The following is a 14,415-nucleotide window of genomic DNA, read 5'->3' on the forward strand; positions in this document are numbered from 1 at the left end:
AGAAGCCGCATCAAGCGGCGCGGCTCCCCGGCTTGGTCACGGGTATGGCAGCAAGCTCGTCCGGCACCTCGTCCTCCGCATAGCTCGGGAAGGTGATGTCGATCAGCGGGAAGAAGGGCACGCCCAGATCGGCAGACCCGTTGCTGCGGTCGACCAGCGCGCATTCGGCTATCACCTCGCCACCTTCGCGGCCGACTGCTGTAATCGCTTCGCGGCTGGATAGGCCGGTGGTCACCACATCCTCCACCATCAGCACTTTGGCACCCGGATCGAGGCGGAACCCGCGGCGAAGGTGGAATTCGCCTTCGGGCCGCTCGAGGAACATCGCATCTTTGCCCAGCGCCCGGCCCATTTCATGGCCGATGATCAGGCCCCCCATCGCCGGGCTGATCACCACGTCGACCTCGTTGCGAAATTCGCGCGGGATCTTTTGAGCCAGTGCCCGGGCAAGGTTCCCGGCGCGTTCCGGGTTCATCAGCACTCTGGCGCATTGGAGATAATGCCCGCTGTGCCGCCCGCTGCTGAGCTTGAAATGGCCTTCGAGCAAGGCTTCGCTGGCGCGGAATTCGGAGAGGATTTCGTCTTCTGTCATACCGTCCCGGTTCAAAGCGTGTTGCGCGCGATTGCGCAAGAGACAAAGGGTAATGCATAATTTTGTCGGTTGGGCGCTTGAGGCGCAGGCCATCCCTGCCTATAGGGCAGCCCAAATCCCGCCCATTTCCGGGTTGTTGTACCATGGGCGGCCGATTCTCGATGGTCTTTCCAACGATCACCGGGCCGAGCTGAAAACGAGATACGAAAGAGCGTCCAGACGATGAATTTTCCTGGCTTCTTCAAGGGTTTGAACCGCACCATGGCCGGGCTGGCGATGGCTGGCATGCTGGCCGTGGCTCCGCAGGCTGCGCTGGCGCAGGAAGGTCTGACGCAGGACGATCTCGTCGCTCCGGCTCCCGAGCAGACCCCCGCTTCGGCGCTGGAAGGTGTCGATCCGGCAGAAGCTGCGGATGTCGCGGATCCGGAAGCTGTTTCGGCTGGCAGCGATGCCTACACTCCGATGGCCCCGACCGAAGGCAAGGGCATGCCAATTCCCGGCGCGTGGGACGTGCAATCTCAGTTCTCGCCGACCGGCGAATATGCCAACGGCCTGCATGTCGGCCTGATCTGGGTGATGATCGCGATCAGCCTCTTCGTGCTGGCGCTGATGGTTTACGTTGTCGTGCGCTTCCGCAAGGGTGCTAACCCCGTGCCTTCGAAGACGAGCCATAATACCACGATCGAGGTAATATGGACCGTGGTACCGGCGCTTATCCTGCTTGGCATTGCAATCCCCTCTATTACTCTGATCGCCAAGCAGTACGAGACCCCGCCCAAGGACGCGATCACGGTCAAGGCGATCGGCTACCAGTGGTACTGGGGCTACGCCTATCCCGACAATGGCGATTTCGAGATCGTCTCCAACATGCTCGATGACGCCGAAGCGCGTGAGCGGGGCGAGCCTTACCAATTGGCCGTCGACAATCGCATGGTCCTCCCCGTCGGCGTGCCGATCCGCCTGCAGACCACTGCTGCCGACGTGATCCACTCCTTCGCCGTGCCGAGCCTGTGGTTCAAGCTCGACGCCGTCCCGGGCCGCCTCAACGAAAAGATGCTCACCATCAACGAGCCGGGCGTGTATTACGGCCAGTGTTCGGAACTGTGCGGCGCGCGCCATGGCTATATGCCGATCGCGATCGAGGCGCTGCCGCTCGACCAGTTCAACGCCTGGGTCCGTGCCCAGGGCGGCACCGTCGCCGGTGAGGAAGAGGCAGGCATCGAAGCCGATCCGTCGCTGCCGGCCGTGCAGGAGCCCGAAAGCGCCGAACCGAGCGCTCCGGGCGCCGGCGCACCGCCGGTCGAAGACGTTACCACGTAAGCCAGACTTGAATATAGACTCGAGAGATTAGCACGATGGCCACTACCGCCGATAGCTTCCAGGCCCATACCGACGACCACGCGCATGATCACGCCGATCACAAGCCCGGCTTTTTCGCGCGCTGGTTCATGTCCACCAACCACAAGGACATCGGTACGCTCTACCTGATCTTCGCGATCATCGCGGGCATCGTCGGTGGCGCGATTTCGGGCATCATGCGTGCAGAGCTGGCCGAACCGGGCATTCAGTACCTCCAGTTCTGGGCCGAGTTCATGGGCGGCAGCGCGGACTTCGATACCTCGCTGCACATGTGGAACGTGTTCATCACTGCCCACGGCCTGATCATGGTCTTCTTCATGGTCATGCCGGCGATGATCGGCGGCTTCGGCAACTGGTTCGTGCCGCTGATGATCGGCGCGCCGGACATGGCCTTCCCGCGCATGAACAACATTTCGTTCTGGCTGACCGTGGCAGGCTTCGTTTCGCTGTTGTTCTCGCTCTTCGTGCCGGGCGGCACGGGTCCGGGTGCAGGTGTTGGCTGGACGGTCTATGCGCCGCTCTCGACCTCCGGCTCGCAAGGCCCGGCGGTCGATTTCGCGATCTTCTCGCTGCACCTTGCCGGGGCCGGCTCGATCCTGGGTGCGACCAACTTCATCACCACCATCTTCAACATGCGCGCGCCAGGCATGACCCTGCACAAGATGCCGCTGTTCGTGTGGTCGGTGCTGGTTACCGCCTTCCTGCTGCTGCTGGCGCTGCCGGTACTCGCAGCCGCGATCACCATGCTGATCACGGACCGTAACTTCGGCACGACCTTCTTCGACCCGGCAGGCGGCGGCGACCCGATCCTCTACCAGCACCTCTTCTGGTTCTTCGGTCACCCCGAGGTCTACATCATGATCCTGCCGGGCTTCGGCATGGTTTCGCAGATCGTCGCGACCTTCAGCCGCAAGCCGGTGTTCGGCTATCTCGGCATGGCCTATGCCATGGTTGCGATCGGCGTGGTCGGCTTCGTCGTGTGGGCGCACCACATGTACACTGTCGGACTCGACGTGAATACGAAGATGTATTTCACCGCGGCCACCATGGTTATCGCGGTCCCGACCGGCGTGAAGATCTTCAGCTGGATCGCCACGATGTGGGGCGGCTCGATCGAGTTCAAGAGCCCGATGGTCTGGGCGCTGGGCTTCATCTTCCTGTTCACCGTCGGCGGCGTGACCGGCGTCTACCTCGCCAATGGCGGCGTGGACGACGTGGTCCACGACACCTACTTCGTGGTCGCGCACTTCCATTACGTGCTGTCGATGGGCGCGGTGTTCTCGCTGTTTGCCGGTTTCTACTACTGGTTCCCGAAGATGAGCGGCCGGATGCACTCCGAACTGCTTGCGCACCTGCACTTCTGGGGCTTCTTCATCGGCGTGAACGTGATCTTCTTCCCGCAGCATTTCCTGGGCTGGCAGGGCATGCCGCGCCGCTATCCGGACTACGCGGAAGCCTACACCTACTGGAACGAGATCAGCTCGTTCGGCTATCACATCATGGCCGCATCGATGGTCCTGTTCTTCGTGAACATCGCCTATGCTTTCATCGCCGGTCGCAAGGTCGGGGCGAACTACTGGGGCGAAGGCGCGACGACGCTCGAATGGACATTGTCGAGCCCGCCGCCGTTCCACCAGTTCAGCGAGTTGCCGGTGATCGAGGAGCATCACGACCACCACAACCACATGCCCATCGGCGACCAGAAGCCCACTTCGGCATAAGGGCGGGTCCCTCAGGCAAAGCAGCGGCCGGCCCTCAGCGGGTCGGCCGTTCGCACATCCGGCGAAAGGACTTTCGATGCCAGAAATGCGCACCATCGATGTCGGCGACGTCTCGCTGCGCTGTGCAATCGAGGGTGAGGGTCCGCTCGCCATCATGGTCCATGGCTTTCCCGAAAGCTGGTATAGCTGGCGCCATCAGATCGGTCCGGTCGCCGATGCGGGGTTCACCGCCTGCGCGATCGACGTGCGCGGCTATGGCGGCTCCGCCAAACCGCAGCCGGTCGAAGCCTATGCGATGGAGCGGATCGTCGGCGATCTCGTTGGCCTGCGGCAGGCGCTCTCTCCCGATGGGCCCGCCGTTCTGATCGGACACGACTGGGGTGCGCCGATCGTCTGGAACAGCGCGTTCACCCAGCCCGAACACTTCCGGGCGGTGGCGGGCATGTCGGTCCCTTTCGCAGGCGTGCCGAGCCGCCCCTTCACCGAGGTCTTCCACGAACACTTCACCAGCCAGGGCAAGTTCTTCTATCAGGAATATTTCCAGGCCGAAGGCGTCGCCGAAGCGGAAGCCGAGGCGGACCCGCGCGATTTCGTCCAGCGCATGATGTATTCGATAAGCGGCGATGTGTTGCCGGGCGATTACTGGTCAAAGCCCTATGGCGCGACCTTCCTCGAAGGCTTGCCCGATCCCGAGCCGGTCGGCTGGCTGACGGAGGATGACCTCGATTTCTACGAAGCCGAGTTCAAGGCTTCGGGCTTCCGCGGGCCGCTTAACCGCTATCGCAACCACGTCGCCGATTACGAATGGCTCCAGGGCTGGAGCGGCAAACGCATCGAACAGCCAGCGCTTTTCATCGGCGGCACGCGCGATCCGGCGACCTTCCTGTTCGGCGCGGTCGAGGATCCGGTTGCGCTGATGCGCATGTTCGCGCCCCAGGTCGAAGGACGCATCCTGGACGGTATCGGCCACTGGACCCAGCAGGAGGCACCCGATGCGGTGAACCGCCTGCTGATCGACTGGCTAAAACGGCTCTGAGCCCCTATATGGCCAGCGATCCAATGACCCAGGCGACCACCACCCAGCTCCCCGCGGAATGGCGCGATTTCTTTGCGCTGACGAAGCCGCGCGTGATGACGCTGGTGATCTTCACCGGCCTGTGCGGCCTGCTCGCCGCGCCGGGCAGCATCAACCCGATCCTCGGCTTTACCGCCATCCTGTGTATCGCGATGGGCGCGGGCGGTTCGGCCGTGCTCAATCAGTGGTGGGAAGCCGACATTGACAGCGGGATGAAGCGCACTGCCCAGCGCCCCTTGCCCACCGGGCGGATGCGGCGCGAGGATGCGCGCGATTTCGGTATAGTGATGTCGGTCGCCTCGGTCCTCATCATGGGCGTCGCGATCCACTGGCTCGCCGCAATCGTCCTTGCCGTGGCGATCGTCTATTACGCGGTCGTCTATACCATGTGGCTGAAACCGCGCACGCCGCAAAACATCGTGATCGGCGGCGGGGCGGGTGCCTTCCCGCCGATGATCGGATGGGTCGCGGTGACGGGCGACATCACGCTGATGCCGGTGCTGCTCTTCGCAATCATCTTCATGTGGACCCCGCCGCATTTCTGGGCGCTCGCCCTGTTCGTGAAGATCGATTACGAAAACGTCGGCATCCCGATGATGCCTGTCGTCCGCGGCGAGAAATCGACCCGCCTGCAGATGCTGGCCTATTGCGTGCTGCTGGTCCCGATTGCCGCCGCGCCGTGGTTCATCGGCGGGACGGACTGGGTGTACGGGATTGCCGCGCTCGGCCTGTCGCTGGCCTTTCTCGCGCTCAGCGTGCCGGTGGCCTTCCGCCAGCCGGTCGAGGGCGATCGCATGCTGCCAGAGAAGCGCATGTTCGGCTTCAGCGTGTTCTACCTCTTCGCATTATTCGCGGCGCTGGTCGTCGACCGGGTCCTCGCCGCCCAAGGAGTTATCGGATGACCCCCGAAGAAGAAGCCGAATTCAAGCGTCGCCAGAAGAGCCGGAACCTCGTGCTCGGCGGGATCCTGCTGTTCATGGCCTTTCTGTTCTATTTCATCACCATCGCCCGGATGTGAGGATATCGTGACCACCGCCACGCTCGAAACCCGCAAGACCCGAACGGCGCTACTGGCATTCGGCGGCGCGCTGGCAATGCTCGGCCTCGGCTATGCCGCCGTGCCGCTGTACGAGCTGTTCTGCCAGGTGACCGGGTTCGGCGGCACGACCCAGCGCGCCAGCGAAAGCGAGGCCGCCACCGCGGAGCGCCTCGGCGCGGCGGCCGGCGGGCGGACGATCTCGATCCGGTTCGACGGTTCGACCGCGCGCGACGTTCCCTGGAGCTTCCGACCGGAGCAATCGACCGACACGGTGACGATCGGCCAGCGCGACATGGCTATCTACCTCGCCACCAACAATTCGGACCAGCCGATCACCGGGACCGCGACCTTCAATGTCGAACCGGAGCAGGCCGGGGCCTATTTCAACAAGATCCAGTGCTTCTGTTTCACCGAGCAGACCTTGCAGCCCGGCGAGCAGGTGCGGATGCCCGTGCTCTATTTCGTCGATCCGAAGGCGCTGGACGATCCCAATATGGACGGGGTGGAGCAGATCACCCTGTCCTACACTTTCCACCGGGCGATAGAATCTGCCGACTAGGGCCTAGACCCGCGCGCCTCGGCGCTTTAAGGGCAGGCGCGCATAGCGAATACAGGACCAGGGACATATGGCCGGCAACGTCAATCACGAATATCACATTCTCGAACCCGATATCTGGCCCTTCCTCGGCTCGCTGTCGGCGCTCACCTTCACCAGCGGCATGGTGCTGTTCATGCACGAAATGGCCAGCGCGCACCTCGTGCTCGGCCTCGGCATCGCCGGCCTGATCGCCACCTTCTTCGCCTGGTTCTCCAACATCGTGAAGGAAGCCGAACGCGGCGACCACACGCCGGTCGTGCAGCTGCACATGCGCTACGGCATGATCCTGTTCATCGCCTCGGAAGTGATGTTTTTCGTCGGCTGGTTCTGGAGCTGGTTCGACTTCGCCCTGTTCCCCTCGGAGATTTCCGAGGTCATCGGTGGGACCTTCCCGCCCGACGCGATCGAAGCGGTGATCAACCCGTTCTCGCTCCCGCTGCTCAACACGATGATTCTGCTGTGCTCCGGCACCACGGTGACGTGGGCGCACCACTCGCTGATCAATGGTGACCGCGAGGGGCTGAAGAAAGGCCTGTGGGCGACGATCCTGCTCGGCGCGGTCTTCACCGCCATCCAGGCCTATGAGTATGCGGCCGCCCCGTTCGAATTCGGCGGCAACACCTACAGCTCGGCCTTCTACATGGCGACCGGCTTCCACGGCTTCCATGTGCTGGTCGGCACGATCTTCCTGATCGTCTGCCTCGTGCGCACCTACAAGGGCCACTTCACCCCGCGCCAGCATTTCGGGTTCGAAGCGGCTGCGTGGTACTGGCACTTCGTCGACGTGGTGTGGCTGTTCCTCTTCGTCGTCGTTTACGTCTGGGGCGGCTGGGGCGCTGCCGTCCACTGATGCCATCCGGCAGGACCGAAACAAGCGAGGGGCAGCCCGGCCATGCCGCGGCTGCCCTTCTCGCATTGGGCGAATGAGATGACGACCAAGGACGTCCCCATCATTCCGACAATCGTGGTCGCGGTGGCTATCGCGACGATGATCGCGCTCGGCTTCTGGCAACTCGATCGCGCGGCGGAACGGGATCAGATGAAGCAATCGATGATCGACCGTCCGTCGATGCCGGTCGCGGACTATCCCTTTGCCGACCCGCAGAGCGAAGCCTTGCTCTATCGCAAGCTGAATGCGACTTGCGCCGAAGTCGTCGATATGCAGGTCGCAGGTGGCCGGGATGCTTCGGGTCGGACCGGCTGGAAACAGATCGCTACCTGCCTGTCGTCTTCGGGACGCCCATTTCAGGCCCAGATCGGGGTGGCCGAAAGGCCCGATGCGGTAGCCCAATGGTCGGGCGGAGAGGTGGAGGGCGTCGCCGTTCTTGCGCCTGACGAGCGCGGGTTCTGGGAGCGGTTGACGTTCCAAAGCCCCGAACGGCCGCTGATGATCGTCGCCGATACGCCCAAGGTTGGGCTGCTCCCTTCGCAGCCGTCCCGGCCTGAGGAGTATGAGAACACGTCCTGGGGCTACGCTGGCCAATGGTTCTTTTTCGCGCTGACGGCGCTAGTCATCTATATCCTCGTGCTTCGCCGTCGGGGCAGGGACGCTAGGGCAGGCTAAAGCCCGCCTTGCTTGCCCGTGCGCGCCGCCGCCGCTAACCGCGTGTTCCGATGAAATACGTCTCCACCCGTGGCAGCGCCCCTGCGCTTGATTTCGCCGAGGTCACGCTGGCCGGGCTCGCGTCCGACGGCGGGCTTTACGTGCCGGAGAGCTGGCCGCAACTCGGCATGGACGAGATTCGCGACATGCGCGGCCTGCCCTATGCGGAGCTGGCTGCGCGGGTCATGGCGCCCTTCGTCGGCGACAGCCTCACGCCTGATCGCCTGCGCGAACTGACCGGGGAGGCCTACAGCCGCTTCGCTCATACCGCCGTTACGCCGCTGGTCCAGCTGGACGAACGGCAATGGCTGCTCGAACTGTTCCATGGCCCGACGCTCGCCTTCAAGGATGTCGCGCTGCAATTGCTCGGCCTGCTGTTCGAGGAGTTTCTCGCCCGCGAAGACAGCCGCCTGACCATCGTCGGCGCGACTAGTGGGGACACCGGCAGCGCTGCTATCGATGCCGTCGCTGGCCGCGACAATGTCGAAATCTTCATGCTCCACCCCAAGGGCCGGGTGAGCGACGTCCAGCGCCGCCAGATGACCACGGTTCGCGCACCGAACGTCCACAATATCGCCATCGAAGGCAGCTTCGACGATGCGCAGGCCATGGTGAAGCGCATCTTCGCCGACGAAAGCGTTACCGCGCGGCACCGCATCGGCGCGGTCAATTCGATCAACTGGGCGCGGCTGATGGCGCAGGTGGTCTATTACTTCGCCGCCTCGCTGCAACTGGGCGGGCCGGACCGCAAACTCGCCTTCAGCGTGCCGACCGGCAATTTCGGCGACGTCTTCGCGGGCCATGTCGCCGCGCGCATGGGCCTGCCGATCGAGCGGCTGATCGTCGCCACCAACGTCAACGACATCCTCCACCGCGCGCTAAGCAACGGGGACTATTCCGCAGGCAACGTCACGCCCACTGGCGCGCCGAGCATGGACATCCAGGTAAGCTCCAATTTCGAGCGGCTGCTGTTCGACGTCGGCGGCCGCGACGGGGTCGCCCTCGGAGATCAGATGCGCGGGTTCGAAGGCAGCCGCGCGATGATGCTCAGCAATGCCCAGCGGGAAGGGGCCGCAGGCCTGTTTGCAAGCGCTCGGGTGGACGAGGACGAAACGGCGGCCTCAATCCGCTATGCCTACGAGAACTGGGGCGAGATTATCGATCCGCACACCGCTATCGGCCTTCACGCCGCGCGTCACGCCGACCTCGCGCCGCAGGTCCCGGTGGTGACGCTGGCAACGGCTCATCCGGCGAAGTTCCGTGACGCGGTCGAACGTGCAACGGGCATCCGTCCGCCTCTCCCCAACCGCGTCGGCGACCTGTTTGCGCGCGAGGAAGCCTACACCGAGCTTTCGGGCACCTACGAAGCCGTGCGCGACCACATACTCGAGCACGCCGCCTGATGGCCGAATTGCGCCGAGATCCCGTGTTGATGGTGGGTGAGGGCTGGGATGCCTACCGCCTGCTCGACAGCGGCCATGGTCGCAAGTTCGAGGAATACGGTCCCTACCGCTTTATCCGGCCCGAACCGCAGGCGATGTGGACGCCGCAGCTCGACCACTGGGACGCGCATGGCGAATTCGTCCCCGGTAGCGACGAGGATGGCGGCGGCCGTTGGCAGTATTCGGAGGATGTGCCGGAAAGCGGCTGGGAACTGGGTTGGGGCGAGGAGGCGCGCTTCATCGCGCAATGCACGCCCTTCCGCCATCTCGGCTTCTTCCCCGACATGGCACCCGTGTGGGAATGGATGGGCGAACAGCTCGGCGATGCGCGCGATGCCGAGACGATGAACCTGTTCGGCTATACCGGCGTCGGCACGCAGGCGCTGAGCAGATACGGCCGCGTCACCCATGTCGATGCGAGCAAGAAGTCCGTCGCCCAGGCGCGCGAGAACGCAGCGCTGGCCGGGCTGGAGGATCGCCCCATCCGCTGGCTGGTAGAGGATGCGATGAAATACACCGCGCGCGAAGTGCGGCGCGGGCGACGCTACGAAGGGATCATGCTCGACCCGCCCAAGTTCGGGCGCGGACCCGATGGGGAGGTGTGGCGGCTAGAGCAGGGGTTGCCCGATCTCGTTTTCGATTGCCGTCAATTGCTGGATGGCGACAGCAGCTTTCTTTTCCTCACCGTCTACGCCGTGCGCATGAGCAGCCTCGCGCTCGGCGGTTTGCTGGAGGAGGTCTTTGCCGACCTGCCAGGCTTGGTGGAGCATGGCGATCTCGCGGTGCAGGAAGAGACGTCCGGCCGCCTGCTCCCCACCGCGATCTTCGCGCGCTGGTCCAATCCAAGATAGAGGGCAAGGCATGGACGATTCGCTGATCCTCGAAGTGGCCGATTTCGAGCATGACGTGCTCACTGGCATTTATTCCGAAGAGACGGGCAAACCCCAGCCGCTGCGCTTTACCATCCAGGTCCGGATGAAGCCGCTACTTCATTACGATGCGGACACCTCGCTGGACGAGTCGAAAAACTACATGGATCTGAAATTCGCCGCTTCCGAGGCGCTGCCCGAAGGCGTGCACTTCAAGCTGATCGAGGCGGTCGCGGACCATGTGTGCGAGACGCTGTTCCTGCAGGACAGGCGTGTCGAAGCGGTGACGGTCAAGATCGTGAAGCTGGCCATCGCCGAGGCGGGCGAGAAGATCGGCATCACGCTCCACCGCGAGCGGCGCGAATGAAGCGCATCGCGGTGAACGAGTTGCCCGACGATCCCCTCGCCGCTGCGGGCCTGTTCCACCAACACTGGCTCAGCCATATCGAACACCAACTCGAGGACGCCCTCGATGTGGCCATCACGGTACCGGCGGCAGACTACAAGCACCGTGAGTGGCGCCGGGCCGTCACCGCCGGTCTCGCGCGCAAGCATGCGCCGCGCAGGGTGAACATGGTAGCCGGCGAAGGCGCGGCGCTCGACGCGACTATCGCCTATCTCGCCGACGCGCCCGGCGTTACCGGCCAATATCTGGAGACCTGAGGCATGGCCGTGACGATCCTCTTTCTCGGCCCCCTGCGCGATCTGGCCGGAGAGCAGGCGCTTGAAGTTCAGGCGCCACTCGATTGGTCCGGCCTGCTGGAAGCCGTAGGTCCGCAAGTCGCGGAGCGATTGGCAGAGCAGCGCGTCAATGTGGCCTGCGCGGGTAAGGTCCTCGCCGACAAGACCCGGTTGGATGCCGAGGATGGCGACGAGGTCGCTCTGCTGCCTCCGGTGAGCGGTGGCTAGGCTCACCATCGACAGGCCGCTCGATGTCCGGCTGCTCGACAAGGGGCTGTCGGTCGGTGAGGCGCTGGCCGCGTTCAATGCCGCCCATGGCGACGCGGGCGGTGTCGTGTCGTTTCTCGGCAAGGTCAGGCCCGATGGCGATGTCCGCGCGCTCGAGCTGTCGCATTACGAACCGCTGACCCTGCCAGGGATGCGAGAGTTGGCGGAAGCGGCCCGCGAGCGATTCGCGCTCGACGGAGCCTTGGTCTGGCATCGCATCGGCATCATGACGCCAAAAGAGACCATCGTGCTGGTCGCCTCTGCTGCCCGGCATCGGCGCGACGCCTTTGCCGCTGCCGACTACCTGATGGACCATCTCAAGAGCGCCGCATGGCTGTGGAAGCGCGAAAGACGCGCAGACGGCTGGCACTGGATCGAGCCACGCGGGCAAGATCACGAAGATATCGCGCGTTGGGAATAATTTGCGTGGTTTGATCTCGATCAAGGAATCGATCTCCGGCTCGGGCCAAAAGGTCTCCAACAAGGAGATCGAACATGTCCAAGCATCTTACTCGCGACCTCGTTGCCCAGCAGGCCGTCATTGTTCCTGCGCCGAAATTCCGCCACGAGGTCGATCGTACGTTCGAGCTGCCCAAGGGCCTCTATGCTGCGACCGTGGCGCTCTACCTCGGGTTCCTCGGCGTGATGGCGGCGGGGCTATCGACGCCCGGCCTCATCATTCCGATGGCCATCTTCACGTTGTTCGTCGTGGCAGGCTTCGGCGTCCCGGCGATCTGGACCAGGCTGGCACCCGGTACCGCGTCGCGCCCGATGAGCTTCGCCAAGCTGCGCCGCGATGGCATCGCCACGCTGACCGGGCGGCTCACGGCCAAGGATGCAAGCGTTCAGATGTTGATCCTGCCGGTCATCATCTTCTGCTGGGGCGTGACGACCGTGACGATTGCGGCCCTGGTCCGCTGATCGAATTCAGGTGTTGGGGAGGAGCGCGGGGTCGAGCAATTCGATCCCGCGTTTTCCGTCGCGTCGGATCGCCCCGGCGCGTTCGAAGCGGGTAAGCGTCCGGCTAACGGTTTCGATGGTCAAGCCCAGCATATCGGCAAGCTCGCTTCGTGAAAGCGGCAGGTCGAAACGCCGCGCCGGATGACAAGGCGAATCGCTCGCCGATCGGGCCAGCGACAGGATCGCGCCCGCGACGCGGCGTTCGGCCGAGGCATTCCCAGTCAGCGACAGCAATTCGCGGCTGGCATAGAGATCCTCCTGCGCGCGCCGCAAAAGCGCCGTGCCGAGCCGCGGGTACCGCTCGATCGCCAGCTCGAAGGCGGGCCCGGAGAACACGCAGACCTCGCTTTCGCCCAGCGCCACGACATCGTGCTGGACGTAGGGTCCGAACATCTCGCCGACAAAGCCGCTGGGATGCACGAGCGACAGGATGCGCTCGCGGCCCTCGCTGTCCGTCGAGGTGATCTTCAGGGCGCCGCTAACCAGCGTGGCGCAGGCTGCATCGCTCAGGCCTGCCGAAAACAGAGTCTCGCCCTTTGCCAGCCTGCGCGTGCGCCCGGCTCTTGCCAGCTCGTCGCGTTCAGCCTCGTCGAGTACGGCACAGGCTGCGCGATCGCGCACCGGACATGTCGCACAGGCGAGGCTCATTGAACGCGCGCGCGCAGTCGCTCCAGCGCAGCGTCCTCTTCCGCGACCAGCGCGATGACTTGCGAGCGCGCGGCCTCGATCGCTGCCGTGTCGTCCGCCTGCACCGATGCTGCGGCGTACAATATGTCGAGATCGCCCAGCGGCACCGAGGCTAGGCTCCTACTCGAATCGAGATCGGCGAGGGCGACCTGTGCGGCGGCCCAGCTATCGCTGCCGATTCCGGCGCCCGAAGCTGCCGCCACCCGGCGCTCGGCTGTCGGCAGGGCGCTCGTGAAAGCGCGATGGGCTTCGGTCGCCCGGGCGACCAGCGCTGCAAGCTGTTCGGGGAGCGGGCCGCTGAGCGGAGTCTCCACTGCGGGCACATCGATCGTCTGCGGGGGGCCGACATCGAACTGTCCTTCGGCCCGCTCGATGTCCCGGACGGCAAGCGAGGGGTAATCGCTATCCGCAGGAGTCGCGCATCCGGCCAGCAGAAGCGCAGGGCAGGCGGCGAGAGAGAGCTTGCGATACGTCATCGCGCTCTCCATATCATGCAGGCCGAAAGTCGCCAGCGAGGATGCAAAAATCGTCGCTCTGGCCGTTGACTTGGGCCCGCCATTCGCCTAACGGCACGCTTCTTTCCGGGGCTGCCAATCGGCGGCCTGACGGGTGCGCCGTATATTCGCAAGGATGCGGCAAAGCTAATTGATTGAGAGATAACCACCATGTTCGCAGTAGTGCGCACGGGCGGCAAGCAATACCGGGTTGCCGCCGGAGACAAGATCGCCGTTGAAAAGCTGGCTGGCGAAGCCGGCGATACCATCACGCTGGGCGACGTCCTGCTCGCCGGTGAAGGTGAAAAGCTCGAAGACGCCGGCAAGGTGACCGTGTCCGCGGAAATCATCGCCCAGGCGAAGAGCGAGAAGGTGATCGTCTTCAAGAAGCGCCGCCGCCACAACTATCGTCGCAAGAACGGCCATCGCCAGCAGATGACCCTGCTTCGCATCACCGCCGTCGGTGATTCGAAGGCAGAGAAGAAGGCTGCGCCGAAGAAGGAAGCGGCTCCTAAGGCCGAAGCCAAGACGGACGACGCGCCGAAGGCCGAGACCAAGAAGGCTGCTCCCAAGAAGGGCGCCGTAGAGGAAAAGGCTCCGGCCAAGAAGGCAGCGCCGAAGAAGGCTGCCGCCAAGAAGACCGAAGACAAGAAGTAAGGATTACGGACGATGGCACATAAGAAAGCAGGCGGTTCATCGCGCAACGGTCGCGACTCAGCCGGTCGTCGCCTCGGTGTGAAGAAGTTCGGCAGCGAGAACGTCGTCGCCGGCAACATCATCGTGCGCCAGCGCGGCACCAAGTTCTATCCGGGCACCAATGTCGGCATGGGTAAGGACCACACCCTGTTCGCCCTTACCGACGGTATTGTGCGCTTCCACAAGGGCAAGCTCGACCGCAAATTCGTCTCGGTCGACATGCTGGCGGAAGCCGCCGAATAATCGGACGCTCCGATAACGGGATCGTCCAGACGGGACGGTCCCAGCCGGGATAACCACCGGCAACCGAAGAGGGAGATGGGGCTTTCCTG

19 protein-coding genes are annotated in these 14,415 nt (G+C 64.0%); 16 read left to right on the plus strand and 3 right to left on the minus strand.

What is annotated here, in order from left to right:
- Nucleotides 1-10: 10 nt before the first annotated feature.
- Nucleotides 11-592, minus strand: a complete 582-nt coding sequence (gene pyrE, locus Q9K02_RS06290) for an orotate phosphoribosyltransferase (RefSeq protein ID WP_305932121.1) — start codon at nucleotides 590-592, stop codon at nucleotides 11-13.
- A 222-nt stretch (nucleotides 593-814) separates the two neighbouring features.
- Here pyrE and coxB point away from each other — a divergent pair, with 222 nt between their 5' ends.
- The 14 genes from coxB to Q9K02_RS06360 all read left to right on the plus strand — a co-directional run bounded on the left by coxB (nucleotide 815) and on the right by Q9K02_RS06360 (nucleotide 12,167).
- A complete protein-coding gene (gene coxB / locus Q9K02_RS06295; RefSeq protein ID WP_305932122.1) occupies nucleotides 815-1,912 on the plus strand; it encodes a cytochrome c oxidase subunit II in 1,098 nt (365 codons plus the stop codon).
- A gap of 35 nt (nucleotides 1,913-1,947) precedes the next feature.
- Nucleotides 1,948-3,672 (plus strand): cytochrome c oxidase subunit I, encoded by a 1,725-nt coding sequence (gene ctaD / locus Q9K02_RS06300; RefSeq protein WP_305932123.1) that lies wholly within the window; start codon nucleotides 1,948-1,950, stop codon nucleotides 3,670-3,672.
- Nucleotides 3,673-3,748: 76 nt separating this feature from the next.
- Complete coding sequence (locus Q9K02_RS06305) at nucleotides 3,749-4,708, plus strand: alpha/beta fold hydrolase (protein ID WP_305932124.1); 960 nt, start codon at nucleotides 3,749-3,751, stop codon at nucleotides 4,706-4,708.
- Between the two features lie 8 nt (nucleotides 4,709-4,716).
- On the plus strand, nucleotides 4,717-5,649 hold the full coding sequence (locus Q9K02_RS06310) for a heme o synthase (RefSeq protein WP_305932125.1): 933 nt from the start codon (nucleotides 4,717-4,719) through the stop codon (nucleotides 5,647-5,649).
- Between the two features lie 123 nt (nucleotides 5,650-5,772).
- Nucleotides 5,773-6,345, plus strand: a complete 573-nt coding sequence (locus Q9K02_RS06315) for a cytochrome c oxidase assembly protein (RefSeq protein ID WP_305932126.1) — start codon at nucleotides 5,773-5,775, stop codon at nucleotides 6,343-6,345.
- A 67-nt stretch (nucleotides 6,346-6,412) separates the two neighbouring features.
- A complete protein-coding gene (locus tag Q9K02_RS06320) occupies nucleotides 6,413-7,234 on the plus strand; it encodes a cytochrome c oxidase subunit 3 (RefSeq protein WP_305932127.1) in 822 nt (273 codons plus the stop codon).
- A gap of 78 nt (nucleotides 7,235-7,312) precedes the next feature.
- Nucleotides 7,313-7,948, plus strand: coding sequence for an SURF1 family cytochrome oxidase biogenesis protein (locus tag Q9K02_RS06325; RefSeq protein WP_305932128.1), 636 nt, complete (start codon nucleotides 7,313-7,315; stop codon nucleotides 7,946-7,948).
- Between the two features lie 50 nt (nucleotides 7,949-7,998).
- Nucleotides 7,999-9,390 (plus strand): threonine synthase, encoded by a 1,392-nt coding sequence (gene thrC, locus Q9K02_RS06330; RefSeq protein ID WP_305932129.1) that lies wholly within the window; start codon nucleotides 7,999-8,001, stop codon nucleotides 9,388-9,390.
- A complete protein-coding gene (locus Q9K02_RS06335; protein WP_305932130.1) occupies nucleotides 9,390-10,280 on the plus strand; it encodes an RsmD family RNA methyltransferase in 891 nt (296 codons plus the stop codon). Before thrC ends, Q9K02_RS06335 begins: the two co-directional genes overlap by 1 nt.
- Nucleotides 10,281-10,290: 10 nt before the next feature.
- Entirely contained in the window at nucleotides 10,291-10,665 is a 375-nt protein-coding gene (locus Q9K02_RS06340; RefSeq protein WP_305932131.1) for a dihydroneopterin aldolase, read from the plus strand.
- The gene (locus Q9K02_RS06345) at nucleotides 10,662-10,961 is read left to right on the plus strand and encodes a Rossmann fold domain-containing protein (RefSeq protein WP_305932132.1); all 300 of its coding nucleotides are present in this window, start codon (nucleotides 10,662-10,664) and stop codon (nucleotides 10,959-10,961) included. The genes Q9K02_RS06340 and Q9K02_RS06345 overlap by 4 nt, the downstream gene beginning before the upstream one ends.
- 3 nt (nucleotides 10,962-10,964) lie before the next feature.
- Nucleotides 10,965-11,207, plus strand: a complete 243-nt coding sequence (locus Q9K02_RS06350) for a MoaD/ThiS family protein (RefSeq protein ID WP_305932133.1) — start codon at nucleotides 10,965-10,967, stop codon at nucleotides 11,205-11,207.
- Entirely contained in the window at nucleotides 11,200-11,667 is a 468-nt protein-coding gene (locus tag Q9K02_RS06355) for a molybdenum cofactor biosynthesis protein MoaE (protein WP_305932134.1), read from the plus strand. The genes Q9K02_RS06350 and Q9K02_RS06355 overlap by 8 nt, the downstream gene beginning before the upstream one ends.
- A 74-nt stretch (nucleotides 11,668-11,741) precedes the next feature.
- On the plus strand, nucleotides 11,742-12,167 hold the full coding sequence (locus tag Q9K02_RS06360) for a hypothetical protein (protein WP_305932135.1): 426 nt from the start codon (nucleotides 11,742-11,744) through the stop codon (nucleotides 12,165-12,167).
- A 6-nt stretch (nucleotides 12,168-12,173) separates the two neighbouring features.
- Here Q9K02_RS06360 and Q9K02_RS06365 read toward each other — a convergent pair whose 3' ends face one another.
- Entirely contained in the window at nucleotides 12,174-12,854 is a 681-nt protein-coding gene (locus Q9K02_RS06365) for a Crp/Fnr family transcriptional regulator (RefSeq protein WP_305932136.1), read from the minus strand.
- Nucleotides 12,851-13,369: a hypothetical protein gene (locus Q9K02_RS06370; protein ID WP_305932137.1), complete on the minus strand. Its 519-nt coding sequence runs from the start codon at nucleotides 13,367-13,369 to the stop codon at nucleotides 12,851-12,853. Before Q9K02_RS06370 ends, Q9K02_RS06365 begins: the two co-directional genes overlap by 4 nt.
- 189 nt (nucleotides 13,370-13,558) lie before the next feature.
- Between Q9K02_RS06370 and rplU the strand changes: the two genes are divergently transcribed.
- Entirely contained in the window at nucleotides 13,559-14,044 is a 486-nt protein-coding gene (rplU, locus tag Q9K02_RS06375) for a 50S ribosomal protein L21 (RefSeq protein WP_305932138.1), read from the plus strand.
- Between the two features lie 12 nt (nucleotides 14,045-14,056).
- Nucleotides 14,057-14,326, plus strand: coding sequence for a 50S ribosomal protein L27 (gene rpmA, locus Q9K02_RS06380; protein WP_278327203.1), 270 nt, complete (start codon nucleotides 14,057-14,059; stop codon nucleotides 14,324-14,326).
- The last annotated feature ends 89 nt before the right edge of the window (nucleotides 14,327-14,415 follow it).

The sequence above is a fragment of the Qipengyuania profundimaris genome (assembly GCF_030717945.1).
Classification (GTDB): domain Bacteria; phylum Pseudomonadota; class Alphaproteobacteria; order Sphingomonadales; family Sphingomonadaceae; genus Qipengyuania; species Qipengyuania profundimaris.